This is a genomic window from Mycolicibacterium austroafricanum (assembly GCF_000612725.1).
Classification (GTDB): Bacteria; Actinomycetota; Actinomycetes; order Mycobacteriales; family Mycobacteriaceae; genus Mycobacterium; species Mycobacterium austroafricanum.
In genome coordinates this window covers 436,169-449,165 of sequence record NZ_HG964455.1, presented here as the reverse complement: position 1 = coordinate 449,165, position 12,997 = coordinate 436,169, and the positions used below count along the sequence as shown (strand labels likewise).

Sequence of the window (12,997 nt, the reverse complement as noted above, 5' to 3'; positions counted from 1 at the left end):
TGGGCCCCGAGGAACTCGACGAGGCAGCGGGGCGGTTGTTGATGATGATCGACCAGGACGGCCCCGAACCCTGCGACAAAGACCTGGCCCGCAAGCGCAGTTTCCGTGTCGGTAAACAGCAGCCCGACGGGTTCCGCAAGGTCAGTGGCTATGTCGATGCCGAACTCGGCGCCTACCTGGACGCCACCTTGGCCAAAGAAGCCGCCCCCGGCGCCAACTTGCCCACAGGTCAACCCGGCAGCCATGAACCCGCCGGTGACGAGGGGCCCGGCAGCGACGAACCTGACAGCGGCGAATCCACCGGCAGCAGTGAATCCACCGGCGGCGAACCCCGCGGCGACGAGGGGCCCGGCAGCGAATCCGCCGGCGGCGAACCCAGCGGCGACGAGGTGTCCGGCGGCGGCGAGGCGGCTGAACAGACCGGTGACCGGTCAGCACGCACGTCGGCGCGGGCCGGACGTGACACCCGCACCCAGGATCAACGCAACCACGACGGGCTCAAAGCCCTGCTGCGCCGCCTCCTCGGGTCTGGCCGACTCGGCTCCCACAACGGCCTTCCGGTGACGGTGGTCGTCTCCACGACGTTGCAGGAGCTCGAAAAGGGCGCAGGGGTGGCGGTCACCGGTGGCGGATCGCTGTTGCCGATGCCGGATCTGATCCGGCTGGCCGCCCGGGCCCACCACTACCTGTACGTCTACGACCAACACAGCGGCCAATCCCTCTACCTGGGCCGGGCCAAACGGTTGGCCAACGCCGCGCAGCGGATCGTGCTGCACGCCCGCGATCGGGGCTGCACGCGGCCGGGCTGCACCGCACCCGGGTACTGGTGCCAGGCCCACCACGCCAGCGCCGATTTCGTCAACGGCGGACTGACCAACATCGACGACCTGACCCTGGCATGCCCGTGCGATCACCGCATGCTCGACAAAACCGGCTGGCGCACCCGCAAAAACGGCAAGAATCAGACCGAGTGGCTCCCGCCGCCGGACCTCGATACAGGCCAACACCGCACCAACGACTACCACCACCCTGAACGTCACCTACTGCGCGAAGACGACGAAGACGACGACCCGTAGCAGCGAGGGCCCGTGAGAAGCGTTGTCGCTCAGTCGATCAGATCGACCCGAACGGTGAGCAGATTGGTCCCGAACGTGCGGACCCCGACGTTGTTGTATCCCGGCAACGACTGCATACGCGCATGCGGGTCGTCCTCGGGCAGCAGGTGCGCCGTGCCTCGGTGCCACCGTCCGTTCAGTCGCACCCGGACGTTCGGGTCCGCCTGGATATTGCGGATGTACTGCGATCTGTCGCCGAACTCGGAGACGAACCAGAACGCGTCCCCGACACGGCGGCCGCCCAGGGGAGTCGTGCGGGGCTGGCCGGACTTCCGCCCGGTCGTCTCCAGCAGCGTCTGAAACGGCATCTGCCGCATCACCCGGTTGGCAACGTTCTTCTGGAAGAACTTGGTGACACGGTCACGCAGGGTGTCGGCGGTCATCGAACCTCCCCGGTCTCACACCATCGCGGTGCGCGGAATCCTTCTCCCCATTGTGAGGGCACCGGCCAGTTCGCGGCTCGTGTCGTAGTCGAAAACGACGTGGCCGACGATGACGTCGACGTCGCGCTTGATGCGCTGCAGCGGGTTGTCAAGGAAGTGCGCGGAGGCACCGGATGCGGCGAGCAGACCACTGACCACCGCTCGCGATTCGTGCACGATGTGTGCCGCCACCAGACGTGCCTGGCCGCGCACCGAACGTTCGACCGGGTCGCCTGCGGCCACGATCGACTCGATCTCACCGACGGTGTCGGCCAGCAGGCTCTTCAACGCCCGCAGCCGAACCGACGCCTCACCGAGGTGCATCGCGGCCACCGGCTTGTCCTTCTGCATGACGCCCTCATAGGCGAGGAAACGCTGTGAGAGCCGCTCGGCGTAGATCTCGGCGGCGCGCTCGGCACTGCCCAGCGCGGGCATCGCCGCCAGGAGCGCCAGGGCGGGCACCATCGGCCACCGGTAGGTGTCGGCATCGTGCAGGGCCGCGCCGGGCGCGGAGCCGCTGTAGATGTCGGACACCTCGACCAGTCGGTGCGCCGGGACGAACGCGTCGTCGATCACGACGTCGTTGGATCCGGTGGCGCGCATACCGTCGGTGTGCCACACGTCCTCCACCCGCACGCTGTCGATCGGCAGCAGCGCGAGCACGGGATAGATCGTGCTCGGATCGCCGGCTTCGCGCTCACACAGCGCACCGACCATGATCCAGTTGCCGTCCATCACGCCGGTCGCCCACGACCACCGTCCGCTCAGCCGGATTCCGCCGGCACATGCGGTGCCACGCCCCGTCGGCGCAAGGGGAGCGGGCGCCAGGAACGGGCGCGTCGCGAACCCCTCGCTCTGGGCCTGCTCGCTGAACAGCGCGAGCATCCAGTTGTGCAGCGCGTAGAAGCCCAACGTCCACGCGCTCGACGCGCACCCGTGCGCCATCTTGCGGACCGGATCGAGAATCGCCGGGAAAGGGGCCTGCATGCCGCCGTAGCGCGCGGGTACGAGCAGGTCGAAGAGCCCGGACGCGGTGGCGTCGGCCACGGTGTCGGCCGGCAGTCGGCGAAGGCGTTCAGCCTCTGCCGCACGGTCGGCGAGCCGGTCGATGAATTCGGGTGTGACGGTGTGGGCCGTGGGCATGCCCCGGAAGCTACCATACCTTTTGGTATGGAACGTTCAGCGCGTAAGCATGAGATCGAGGAAGCGCTCGCGCTGTGCATCCATTCGCGCTCCGGGCGGGGCGTCGGAGAGGTGAAGGAAGCCGATGCCCGCTGCGAAGACCGCGTTCGCCCGCATGTCGGCCTCGTCCGCGTCGAATCCGGCGTCGGCAAAGGCGTGCCGAACCGCGTCGAGCACCCGGTGGTCGGCGGCGTGCACGCTCTCGGCGACACCCGGGTCGGTGCGGGCCCACTCGCGCATCGCACGTTCCAGCGTCCACTGTCGTTCACCGAGCAGCGACGCCATCATCTGACTCAGCCGGGCTCGCGGGGTGAGGTGTCCGAGATCCGCGAAGTGTCGGCGGTCGCGATCGTGCAGCTGCGCCCAGGCGTGGGCGAGGGCGCTGCGGTAGGCCGCCATGTCGGCGAAGTGCCAGTAGAAGCTGCCTTTGGTGACGCCCAGGCGGGTGCACAGCCGATCGAGCTTGAGCGCTTCGAGCCCGTCGTCAGCCAGGATGGCGTAGCCGGCCTGTATCCAGTCGTCGGCGGACAACCTGCCTGCGTTTGCGCGGCCCTTCGGCATCCGCGGAGCCTACTGAATCGACAAAATGTGACGACGGTCACTATGAAGCGGCAATCGCGCGAATGACTTCGTTACGCGGATGAATGGTGAGGCAAGCGACGGTACTTTGGCCACTTCACAGACATTTCGTCGCTGACGTAAAATTCGCTTTTCCGCAGGAAGACCGATGATTCCGCGTGGCTGGGGTTCCTCATGCGGTGGTCACATGCTTTACTGCAACCGCAGAACTGAAGTTTTCTCGGCCCACTCCGTCGCCTGATGGCGGATTCGGAGAGGTGAGACGGCGCGGTGAAGACATCGCCGTGACGTCTGTGGTGTCGATGTCCGCCCGAGAAATCGCAGGACAGGCCGCGCCACGCGGTACCGGAAGATGGATGGATTGACGGTATGAGACTTCTTGACAGGATTCGCGGCCCCTGGGCGCGTCGACTCGGCATTGCTGCGCTGGCCGCGGTGCTGCTGCCCGGCGTAGTGGGCCTCACCGGAGGGTCGGCGACCGCCGGAGCTTTCTCCCGGCCGGGCCTTCCGGTCGAGTATCTGATGGTCCCGTCGCCGTCGATGGGGCGTGACATCAAGATCCAGTTCCAGAGTGGTGGCCCGAACTCCCCGGCGCTCTACCTGCTCGACGGCCTGCGCGCGCAGGACGACTTCAACGGCTGGGACATCAACACGCAGGCGTTCGAGTGGTATCTCGACTCGGGCATCTCGGTCATCATGCCTGTGGGCGGCCAGTCCAGCTTCTACTCGAACTGGTACAAGCCGGCGTGCGGCAAGAGCGGCTGCCTGACCTACAACTGGGAAACCTTCCTGACGCAGGAACTGCCGGGCTGGCTGCAGGCCAACCGTGACGTCAAGCCCACCGGCAGTGCCGCGGTCGGTCTGTCGATGGCGGGTGGTTCCTCGCTGGTGCTCGCCGCGCATCACCCGGGCCAGTTCATCTGGGCCGGATCGATGTCCGGGTTCCTGAACCCGTCCGAGGGCTGGTGGCCCGGCCTGATCAACATCTCGATGGGTGACGCCGGCGGCTACAAGGCCAACGACATGTGGGGCCCGGCCGAAACCGACCCGGCCTGGCAGTACAACGACCCGATGGTGCAGATCCCGCGCCTGGTCGCCAACAACAGCCGGATCTGGGTGTACTGCGGTAACGGACAGCCCAACGAGCTCGGCGGCGGCGACCTGCCCGCCACGTTCCTCGAGGGCCTGACCATCCGCACCAACCGGACGTTCCAGGACAACTACATCGCCGCGGGCGGTACCAACGGCGTGTTCAACTTCCCCAACAACGGCACGCACAACTGGGCGTACTGGGGTCGCGAGCTTCAGGCCATGAAGCCGGACCTGCAGGCGCACCTTCTCTGACGCTGCGCAGACACGTACGAAGCCCCCGGCCGCCACGCGGTCGGGGGCTTCGTCGTTCGCCGCTACTGTGGCCGACATGACGGAAATCAACGCGATGGTGGCCCATCAGGACGCCGAGGGTGGAATCGAGCTGCGTCATGAAGTGGTCGACGAGTCCTTTCTGCCCGAAGGCGACGTGGACATCCACGTCGAGTACTCGAGCGTGAACTACAAGGACGCCCTTGCCGTCACCCCCAAAGGTGGCGTGGCCCGGTCGTATCCGTTGATCCCGGGGATCGACGTCGCGGGCACCGTCACCTCGAGCCGCTCGCCGGAGTTCGCCGTCGGCGACCGGGTGATCGCGCACGGCCAGGACATCGGTACGGGCCGTCACGGCGGGTACGCGCAGACCGCCCGCTATCCGGCCGACTATCTGGTCAAGCTGTCGACCTTGAGCACCTCCGCCGCTGCCGCGATCGGCACCGCCGGCTTCACCGCGGCGATGAGTGTCAATGCCGTTCGCGCGCAAGGGATCAGCCCCTCCGACGGGCCGGTGCTGGTGACCGGGGCGACCGGCGGCGTCGGCAGCGTCAGCGTCGACCTGTTGGCCGGGCTGGGCTACGAGGTGGTGGCGTCCACCGGGAAGGCCGACGCCCACGACCTGCTGCGCGATCTCGGTGCGGCCGAGGTGATCGACCGGGTTCCAGGCCCCGACGAGAAGGTCCGACCCCTCGGCAAGGCGCACTGGGCCGCGGTCGTGGACTGCGTCGGTGGCACGACGCTGGCCTACGCGTTGAGCACGACGAAATACGGTGGGGTGGCCGCGGCCTCAGGGCTGGCCGGGTCACCGGATCTGCCCGCCACGGTGCTGCCGTTCATCCTGCGCGGGGTGACGCTGGCCGGTATCGATTCCGTGCTGCTGCCGATCGCCAAGCGACGCGACATCTGGGCGTTGATCGAATCAGAGTTGCTGCCACGTCATCTGGCCCGCATCACCAGGGACGTGCCGGTGCGTCAGGTCGCCGACGTGCTCGGCGCCATCATCGGCGGTGGTGTCACCGGGCGGACACGGGTGGTCGTCCACGACGGGTTCTGACCGCTTTCGACGTTGGCGACAATTCCGCGGCCCGTTGGAGGATCATCGTAGGCATCAGAGCAGCTGGAAAGACTGGAGATGGTCAGGCCGGTCGTCGACTTCGAGGTGTCCTGCGGGTCGTGCGGCAACGACCTGCGGGCCAGGTCGCGATTCTGTGACGTCTGCGGTTCGCCGCTCGCTCCGCTGACCGCAACCGGTGAGCACAAGCATGTGACGGTGTTGTTCGCCGATGTCGTCGGTTCAATGCGGCTGGCCGCGGAACTCGATCCCGAGCGGCTCCGCGAGATCATGAACGACCTGTTCAACCGATCGGCGACGGTGGTGCAGCGTTATCACGGCACCATGGACAAGTTCACCGGCGACGGTCTGATGGCGTTGTTCGGGGCACCGATGGCGCTCGAAGACCACGCGCTGCGGGCCTGCATCGCAGCCCTGGAGATCCAGGCTGTGGTGGGGGAGCTTGCCGACGAGGTCGAGCAACGCGACGGCGTCCGTCTGCAGCTGCGCGTGGGCCTGAACTCCGGTGACGTGGTGGTCGGCGACATCGGATCCGGACCGGGCAGGTACACCGCGATCGGACATGCCGTCGGGATGGCGCAGCGAATGGAGGCGGCCGCACCCGCAGGCGCGGTGGTGTGCTCACTGAGCACAGCCGATCTTGTCGAACACGCCACTCGGTTGGGCGCCGTGCAGACCGTGCGGATCAAGGGCAGCGACGAGCCCGTGCCGGCCCGGCGACTCGTCGCCGTGGAAGCCGCACGCATGGTGGTCGGCCGCAACGAGGGGCTGATGTTGGGCCGCGACGGGGAGCTCCACCAGCTGTGCGATTCACTCGATCGTCGCCGCCGTAGGCATCTGGTCAGTGTGGTGGGCGCACCCGGCGTGGGGAAGAGCCGCCTCGTCGAGGAGTTCTGCCGGCGACTGAGGGGCGCAGGAACAGAAGTGGTGCTTGCCGGCTGTGACGCTCACGCGATGCCGATCGCATTCCGTGCGTTGTCCCGGCTCCTGCGCGCGATGTTCTCGGCCGACGATCTCGGCGATGACGACGCGCGTGAGCTTGTCCTGTCCCAGGTTCCGATGGGCTCTACCGACGCCCAGATCATCTTCGAGGCAATGGGTATCGCGGACGGGGCCGCGCCGCCGCTGCACGTCGGAGCGGACGGTCGCCGGCACCGACTGGTGGAGACGATGGCCCGGTTCGTCCGGCTGCGATCCACCCCGATGGTACTGGTGCTCGAGGACGCCCATTGGATCGATGCTGCCAGCGAAGCGGTTCTCTGCGAGTTCGCCACCGTGCTGGAACGGACATCGACGGTTTTGGTCACTACCTGTCGGCCGGAGTACCGCGGTGGGTTGCGGAAACGGTCTGATCACACTGTAACCGTTGCGCCACTGAATGATTCGCTCACCATGGACCTCGTGCTCAACCTGCTGGGAGGCGACGGCGCAATGGGGGGCCTTGCGTCGAGAATCGTCGGGGTGGCGGCAGGCAACCCCTACTTCGTCGAAGAGATCGTCCGCGATCTGGTCGGTCGTGGGGTGCTCGCGGGTAGTCGCGGCGACTACCGGTTGATCAGGGACGTCGACGACATCGGTGTGCCGGTGACCGTACAGGCGGTGCTCGCGGCGCGCATCGATCGCTTGGCGCCGGCCACGAAAGCGGTCCTCAATGCTGCGGCGGTCATCGGCAACCGCTTCGACGCGGAAACCCTGCAGGTGCTCACGCCGAACGCGCGGTCGGGGGAACTCGCAGAGTTGGTCGCCACCGAGTTGATAGACCAGATGGAATTCGCTCCGCGGCAACGCTACTGCTTCCGTCACCCGCTTGTGCGGGCGGTGGCCTACGACTCGCAGATCAGCGCCAACCGAGCACGGGCGCATCGCCTGCTGGCCGGCGCGATCGAAACCCGAGATCCGGCGGCGAAAGACGAGAATGCGGCTCTGATCGCCACTCACCTGGAGGGGGCCGGCGACTTCGAGACGGCATGCCGCTGGCATCTGCGGGCCGCCGACTGGTTGAGGATGCGTGACCTGTTGGCAGCGCGGAACCAGTGGGAGATCGCCATGCGGGTGGCCGACGGGCTCCCGGGTGCAGACGACGCCGTCACCGCGCTTCGTATCGCACCACGAACGATGTTGGTCTCGACCGAACTCTTCGTCGGCGCCGACCCGGACAACGATCAGCGACTGGTCGAACTGCGCGAGCTCACCGCGCGGGTGGACGACTCGCATTCCCTCGCCCTGGCTCTTGCCGGCCGCATCGTCACTTTCATCGTCAACAGCAATCGGGTACCTGAGGCGCTGCCGTTGGCGGCCGAACTGGCAGAGCTCGTCGACACGCTCGGTCCTACTCCTGCGGCTGAACTGGAAATCCTCTACACAGCAATGTCTTTCGCGCACCTGGCCAGTTGCGAGTTCGATGCGGCATTGGAGGTGATCGGGCGCAGCATTGCGCTGGAGCCCGAGTACCCCTCGACCGACAGGGCGCTTGCTTATGCGATCGGTGGCCTGTGCGAGGTGTGCCTCGGCAGCCGCGAGCGGGGCATCGGCCACATCCGGTTGGCGACCGAGTTGGCTCGCGCGATGTCACCGGTGAGCTTTTCGGCCGTGTCACTTTACTGGGGCATCCTCGCCGCCATGGGCATGCATGTCGCCGAGGATCTGGTCGACGACATGAGGGAGTGGCTGGCGCGGGCGGAGTCGTTCGGTGACCGGTTCGGGATCATCGCCGCACAGTGGACGTACGCGACGTTGCTGCTTCAAGCCGGAAGTCCGCGCCGCGACGAGGCTTTCGTCCTCCTCAGACGTGCCGAAGTCGGCATCACCACCCACAATCTCCAGTCCTTCGCGCTGGCCATCACCGGCATGCAGCTGGCCAGGGAAGCTGCTCGAAACGGTCACCGTGACGAAGCCATCGACTCGATCCGTCATCTGGTGACACTGCACACGCGAGACGCACCCCTGTTGCACCTGGGCTGTCCGGCGGAATCCCTGTGCGAGATGTTGATCGATCGAGGAGGTACACGCGACCTCCTCGAAGTGGAAGAGGTTCTCGAACAATGGTGTTCGCGCAGTCCAGGGACGGCGCCGATGGATCTCTGGACCATCAGAATTCGTGCGCTCCTCGCCTCGGCCCGAGGCGAGCGTCAGCGGTATGCACAGCTTGCCGACGAGTACGCGGCGGCATGCGAGTTCACAGGGTACCGGCACCATTGGGGAGGTCCCTACCCGGTGCTGAGCGACCGGCGGGGCTGACGATGGCGACGATCCTAGCATACACCTCACCGGCTCTCGGACACCTGCTGCCGATGGGCGCACTGCTGTCCGAGCTCTCCCGTCGCGGCCATACCGTTCACCTGCGCACGCTGTCGAGCGGGTTGGATCACGCACGCGGACTTGGAGTTTCGGTCGAGCCCATCGACCCGCGCATCGAGGCGATCGAGTTGGACGACTGGAAGGCGTCCAACCCGGTGGGTGCGCTGAAGTTGTCGATCGGCGCGTTCGGGCGCCGGGCATCGTATGAGATCGCCGATCTCGGCAAGGCGCTCACCACGGTGCAGCCTGATGGTGTGCTGGTCGATGTCAATTGCTGGGGCGCCCACTCGGCGGTCGAGGCGACAGGAGTGCCGTGGGCGTCCTTTGCGCCGTACACCCCGGCGCTCACCGTCGCGGGGGTGCCTCCGTTCGGTCTGGGCCTGAAGCCGATGTCGGGTCCGGTCGGGCGGCTTCGCGACTCAGTTGTTCGCGCGGGTGTCAGCTGGCCGCTGGAAAGGCCGGCCGTCGCGGCGATCAACACCGTCCGGAGCCGGGTCGGTCTCACCCCGGTCGGCTCGCTGGATCAGTTCCTTCGGCGCGCGCCACTTCTGTTTCTTGCCACCGGCACCCCGTTCCAGTACGCCGCCGACTGGGGCGAGAACGTGCACATGATCGGGCCGTGCGTGCCGGAGAAGGCTCACGGTGACGCACCCGACTGGCTGACAGCCATCGACCGGCCGATCGTTCTCGTCACAACGTCCTCGGAACGGCAGGGCGACGCCGGGTTGGTCAGCGCCGCGGTCGACGCGCTCACCGACGAACCGGTCCATGTGGTGGCGACCCTGCCCGCCGGCGTCGACCAAGTCCCAGGCAGCGCCCATGCGACGATCCTCCGGTTCGTCGACCATGATCTCGTACTCGGCCGGGCGGTATGCGCGGTCACGCACGGAGGCATGGGTGCTACGCAGCGGGCTCTGGCCCGGGGCGTGCCGGTGTGCGTCGTTCCGTACGGGCGCGACCAGTTCGAGGTGGCCCGACGTGCCGAGGTGGCCCGATGCGGTACCCGGCTGCCCGCGAAGCGATTGTCAGCGCCGCGGCTGCGCAACAAGATTCGTGAAGCGATGGGACTGACATCGGGAGCTCGTGCGGTTGCCGACGGGTTCGCCGCCACCGGCGGTGTGGCCCGGGGCGCCGACCTGTTCGAGCACCTGGTTGGTGGGAACTGATCTGACGGTGCCCCACGCGGGCGCCCTCGCCCTCGGCTATTTCAGTTGGGCTGAGGTCAGGCCGAGCAGGCGGCGGGCGACCACCAGTTGCTGGATCTGCTGGGTGCCCTCGAAGATGTCGAGGATCTTCGAGTCGCGGGCCCACTTCTCCAGCAGCGTCTCCTCGGAATAGCCAGTGGTTCCGGCCATTTCGACGGCCTTGAGGGTGATGTCACTGGCGACCCGGGCGGCCTTGGCCTTACCCATGGAGGCTTCCTTGGAGTTGGGAATCCGGTTGTCGGCCTGCCACGCCGAGCGCACCGTCAGCAGGTAGCCGGACTCCCACTCGGCCTCCATCCGGAGGAATTCCGCCGCCGCCGCGCTCTGCGCGTGCGCCGGTTTGTCGTAGGAGATCTCGATGCCCGCATCGGTGAGGATCTTGCGCAGATCCTCCAGCGCGGCGCGTGCCACGCCGACGGCCATCGCGGCGACGATCGGACGGGTGTTGTCGAAGGTCTCCATGACCCCGGCAAAACCCTTCTCCACGTGGATCTCCGGATCGCCGAGCAGGTTGTCCTTCGGGATGCGGGCATTGTCGAAGCGGATCACCGCCGTGTCCGACGCCTTGATGCCGAGCTTGTGCTCCAGGCGCTCGACCGTCACCCCGGGATGTTCGCGCGGCACGATGAACGACTTGATCGCGGCACGGCCCTTGGACTTGTCCAGCGTCGCCCACACCACGATGTGGGACGCACGCGAGCCGGCGGTGACGAAGATCTTCTCCCCGTTGATCACATACTCGTCGCCGTCGAGCACCGCGGTGGTCGACACGGCAGCCGAATCCGACCCGAAGCTCGGCTCGGTGATCGCCATCGCCGCCCACACGCCCTTGCCCAGGCGCTCCAGCTGTTCCGGTGTGGCCACCGACGAGATCGCCGCGTTGCCCAGACCCTGCCGGGGCACCGACAGCAGCAGCGCCACATCGCCCCAGGAGATCTCCAGCGCGTTCAGCAGCGCAGACATGTTGGCGCCGTTGACATTCGACTTCTGTCCGTCGTCGCGGGCGCCGACGAACGCGTCCGTGCCCGCGAACGAGATCGTCTTGGCCGCCGTGATGCCGTCGAAGATGTCGGCGAGCGTGTCGAGTTCGACCGGGTAGGCATGCTCCTTGAGGTCGTACTTGCGGGAGATGGGCCGGATCATCTCGGCCGCCCCCTGATGGCCCTTCTCGATGACCGCTTGGAGCTTCTTCGGCATTTCCAGGTTGATCGCCATGATTTTCAAGCCTTCCTAGAGGACAACCACACCTTCGGCGACGCCGAGGGCCCGCAGGTCGCGGTACCAGCGTTCGACCGGGTGTTCCTTGGTGTAGCCGTGGCCGCCGAGCAGCTGGACGCCGTCGAGGCCGATCTGCATCGCCTTGTCGCTACCGAGCTTCTTGGCCAGCGCGGCCTCGCGGGCGAAGGACATCCCCTGATCGGCCCGGGCGGCGCCGCGCCAGGTGATCAGGCGCAGGCCGTCGAGCTCGATCGCGATGTTGGCGCACATGAACGCCACCGACTGCCGGTGGGCGATCGGCTCGCCGAACGCGGTGCGCTCCTTGACGTAAGGGATGACGTAGTCGAGCACCGCGTGCGAGGTGCCGACCGCCAGTGCGGCCCAGCCCAGCCGGGACAACGCGATCGCTTCCGAATAATCGGCATCCGTGGCGTCCTCCTCGCCGAGTCGCGCGCTCAGCGGCACGGTGACCTTGTCGAGTTCGACGCGGCCGAGTGCGGCGGCACGGATTCCCATGCTCGGGTCCGGCGTCACCGTCAGGCCCTTGGTGGACGCCTCGACGATGAACAATGCCGGCTTGCCGTTGAGCTGCGCGGCGATGATGAACACCTCGGCGTCGGCGGCCGCGGGCACCAGGCTCTTCACGCCGTCGAGGCGGTAGCCACTCGGCGTGCGGACCGCGGTGGTCTTCAAGGCGGTCGGGTCGAAAAGGGGATGAGGTTCGGCGATGGCCACGCACGCCTGCGGGACGTTGTCGCCGGAGAACTCCTTGAGGTAGGTGGCCTGCTGATCGGCGCTGCCCCAGTGCGTCAGCGCAGACGCAACGCCGCCGGGAGCCAGGATCGGTAGGGCCAGGCCCATGTCGCCGTAGGCCAGCGCCTCTGCGACGAGCGCCCCGGTGACGGTGGTGCGGTGCTCGGCGATGCCGTCGAAATCCTCGGGCACGTTGATCGCCGTGATGCCGAGTTCGGCCGCCTTCGCGATCAGATCCGGTGGGTAGGAGGCGGCGTCGTCGGCGTCGTAGGCCGCGGGACGCAGAATCTCCTCGGCGAACTCCTCAACCGTCTCGACGATCATCTTCTGGTCTTCGTCGGGCGTCAGGTCGAAGTAGTCCGAGCCTTGGGGCCGATGGGCCTCCAATCGGGTGGCCGGCTTGCCCAGACCCTGGATGCGCTTGAACTGCCGGGTGGATGCCCCGGCCGCCGAGAAGGCGTGTTTGACGCCGTAACGGATGCCGCGGTTGAGCGGCTCGCGCAGGTTGTACCTGTCGAGGAACTCCTGGCCCACGATGGGGGTGATCAGTGCCAACCCGATGTCGGTCACGGATCGCTTGTGCGTCTGGAGGCCGACGGCGCTCTCGCGGCCGCCTCGCTTGGACGGCAGGGTGTTCGTCATGGCAGCTGCCCTCGTCTGATCATCGGAGATACGCGATTGCGCAACTGACTCCAGAGTAAGGTATTGGAACTGACTTTTGAGTAAGGTCGGCGGATCTGTTGCCGATCTCACACCGCGCGCGGGGAGCTTAGCGCGCGGTCCAGCGAA

10 protein-coding genes are annotated in these 12,997 nt (G+C 67.0%); 5 read left to right on the top strand and 5 right to left on the bottom strand.

Features of this window, described 5'->3' with window-relative positions; translation table 11 throughout:
* Nucleotides 1–1,076 (top strand): HNH endonuclease signature motif containing protein (locus tag BN976_RS22240; protein WP_036373978.1); only part of this gene is annotated, 1,076 nt, incomplete at its 5' end.
* Between the two features lie 29 nt (nucleotides 1,077–1,105).
* Here BN976_RS22240 and BN976_RS22235 read toward each other — a convergent pair.
* From BN976_RS22235 to BN976_RS22225, 3 genes are read right to left on the bottom strand one after another with little or no spacing between them, the layout of a single operon-like run.
* Entirely contained in the window at nucleotides 1,106–1,498 is a 393-nt protein-coding gene (locus BN976_RS22235) for a nitroreductase/quinone reductase family protein (RefSeq protein ID WP_036373976.1), read from the bottom strand.
* A gap of 15 nt (nucleotides 1,499–1,513) precedes the next feature.
* Nucleotides 1,514–2,680 carry an acyl-CoA dehydrogenase family protein gene (locus BN976_RS22230; RefSeq protein ID WP_036373974.1) on the bottom strand — a complete coding sequence of 389 codons (1,167 nt, stop codon included), beginning with the start codon at nucleotides 2,678–2,680 and terminating at the stop codon, nucleotides 1,514–1,516.
* Nucleotides 2,681–2,716: 36 nt separating this feature from the next.
* Nucleotides 2,717–3,280, bottom strand: a complete 564-nt coding sequence (locus tag BN976_RS22225; RefSeq protein WP_036373972.1) for a TetR/AcrR family transcriptional regulator — start codon at nucleotides 3,278–3,280, stop codon at nucleotides 2,717–2,719.
* Between the two features lie 387 nt (nucleotides 3,281–3,667).
* Between BN976_RS22225 and BN976_RS22220 the strand changes: the two genes are divergently transcribed.
* The 4 genes from BN976_RS22220 to BN976_RS22205 all read left to right on the top strand — a co-directional run bounded on the left by BN976_RS22220 (nucleotide 3,668) and on the right by BN976_RS22205 (nucleotide 10,198).
* On the top strand, nucleotides 3,668–4,642 hold the full coding sequence (locus BN976_RS22220; RefSeq protein ID WP_036373969.1) for an esterase family protein: 975 nt from the start codon (nucleotides 3,668–3,670) through the stop codon (nucleotides 4,640–4,642).
* A 76-nt stretch (nucleotides 4,643–4,718) separates the two neighbouring features.
* On the top strand, nucleotides 4,719–5,717 hold the full coding sequence (locus BN976_RS22215; RefSeq protein ID WP_036374302.1) for an MDR family oxidoreductase: 999 nt from the start codon (nucleotides 4,719–4,721) through the stop codon (nucleotides 5,715–5,717).
* 78 nt (nucleotides 5,718–5,795) lie between these two features.
* Nucleotides 5,796–8,972 carry an adenylate/guanylate cyclase domain-containing protein gene (locus BN976_RS22210; RefSeq protein ID WP_235622105.1) on the top strand — a complete coding sequence of 1,059 codons (3,177 nt, stop codon included), beginning with the start codon at nucleotides 5,796–5,798 and terminating at the stop codon, nucleotides 8,970–8,972.
* Between the two features lie 2 nt (nucleotides 8,973–8,974).
* A complete protein-coding gene (locus BN976_RS22205) occupies nucleotides 8,975–10,198 on the top strand; it encodes a glycosyltransferase (protein WP_036373965.1) in 1,224 nt (407 codons plus the stop codon).
* A 36-nt stretch (nucleotides 10,199–10,234) separates the two neighbouring features.
* On the opposite strand, the gene BN976_RS22200 is transcribed toward BN976_RS22205, so the two are convergent.
* Together BN976_RS22200 and BN976_RS22195 are read right to left on the bottom strand one after the other, a co-directional pair.
* Nucleotides 10,235–11,452: an acyl-CoA dehydrogenase family protein gene (locus tag BN976_RS22200; RefSeq protein WP_036373963.1), complete on the bottom strand. Its 1,218-nt coding sequence runs from the start codon at nucleotides 11,450–11,452 to the stop codon at nucleotides 10,235–10,237.
* Nucleotides 11,453–11,467: 15 nt separating this feature from the next.
* Nucleotides 11,468–12,850: an acyl-CoA dehydrogenase family protein gene (locus tag BN976_RS22195; protein WP_011779145.1), complete on the bottom strand. Its 1,383-nt coding sequence runs from the start codon at nucleotides 12,848–12,850 to the stop codon at nucleotides 11,468–11,470.
* Nucleotides 12,851–12,997 lie beyond the last annotated feature (147 nt).

What these genes read in the sequence shown, in the direction of transcription:
- BN976_RS22235 (WP_036373976.1), bottom strand. Translation starts at nt 1,498, where the DNA reads ATGACCGCCGACACCCTGCGTGACCGTGTCACCAAGTTCTTCCAGAAG.
- BN976_RS22230 (WP_036373974.1), bottom strand. Translation starts at nt 2,680, where the DNA reads ATGCCCACGGCCCACACCGTCACACCCGAATTCATCGACCGGCTCGCC.
- BN976_RS22225 (WP_036373972.1), bottom strand. Translation starts at nt 3,280, where the DNA reads ATGCCGAAGGGCCGCGCAAACGCAGGCAGGTTGTCCGCCGACGACTGG.
- BN976_RS22220 (WP_036373969.1), top strand. Translation starts at nt 3,668, where the DNA reads ATGAGACTTCTTGACAGGATTCGCGGCCCCTGGGCGCGTCGACTCGGC.
- BN976_RS22215 (WP_036374302.1), top strand. Translation starts at nt 4,719, where the DNA reads ATGACGGAAATCAACGCGATGGTGGCCCATCAGGACGCCGAGGGTGGA.
- BN976_RS22210 (WP_235622105.1), top strand. Translation starts at nt 5,796, where the DNA reads ATGGTCAGGCCGGTCGTCGACTTCGAGGTGTCCTGCGGGTCGTGCGGC.
- BN976_RS22205 (WP_036373965.1), top strand. Translation starts at nt 8,975, where the DNA reads ATGGCGACGATCCTAGCATACACCTCACCGGCTCTCGGACACCTGCTG.
- BN976_RS22200 (WP_036373963.1), bottom strand. Translation starts at nt 11,452, where the DNA reads ATGGCGATCAACCTGGAAATGCCGAAGAAGCTCCAAGCGGTCATCGAG.
- BN976_RS22195 (WP_011779145.1), bottom strand. Translation starts at nt 12,850, where the DNA reads ATGACGAACACCCTGCCGTCCAAGCGAGGCGGCCGCGAGAGCGCCGTC.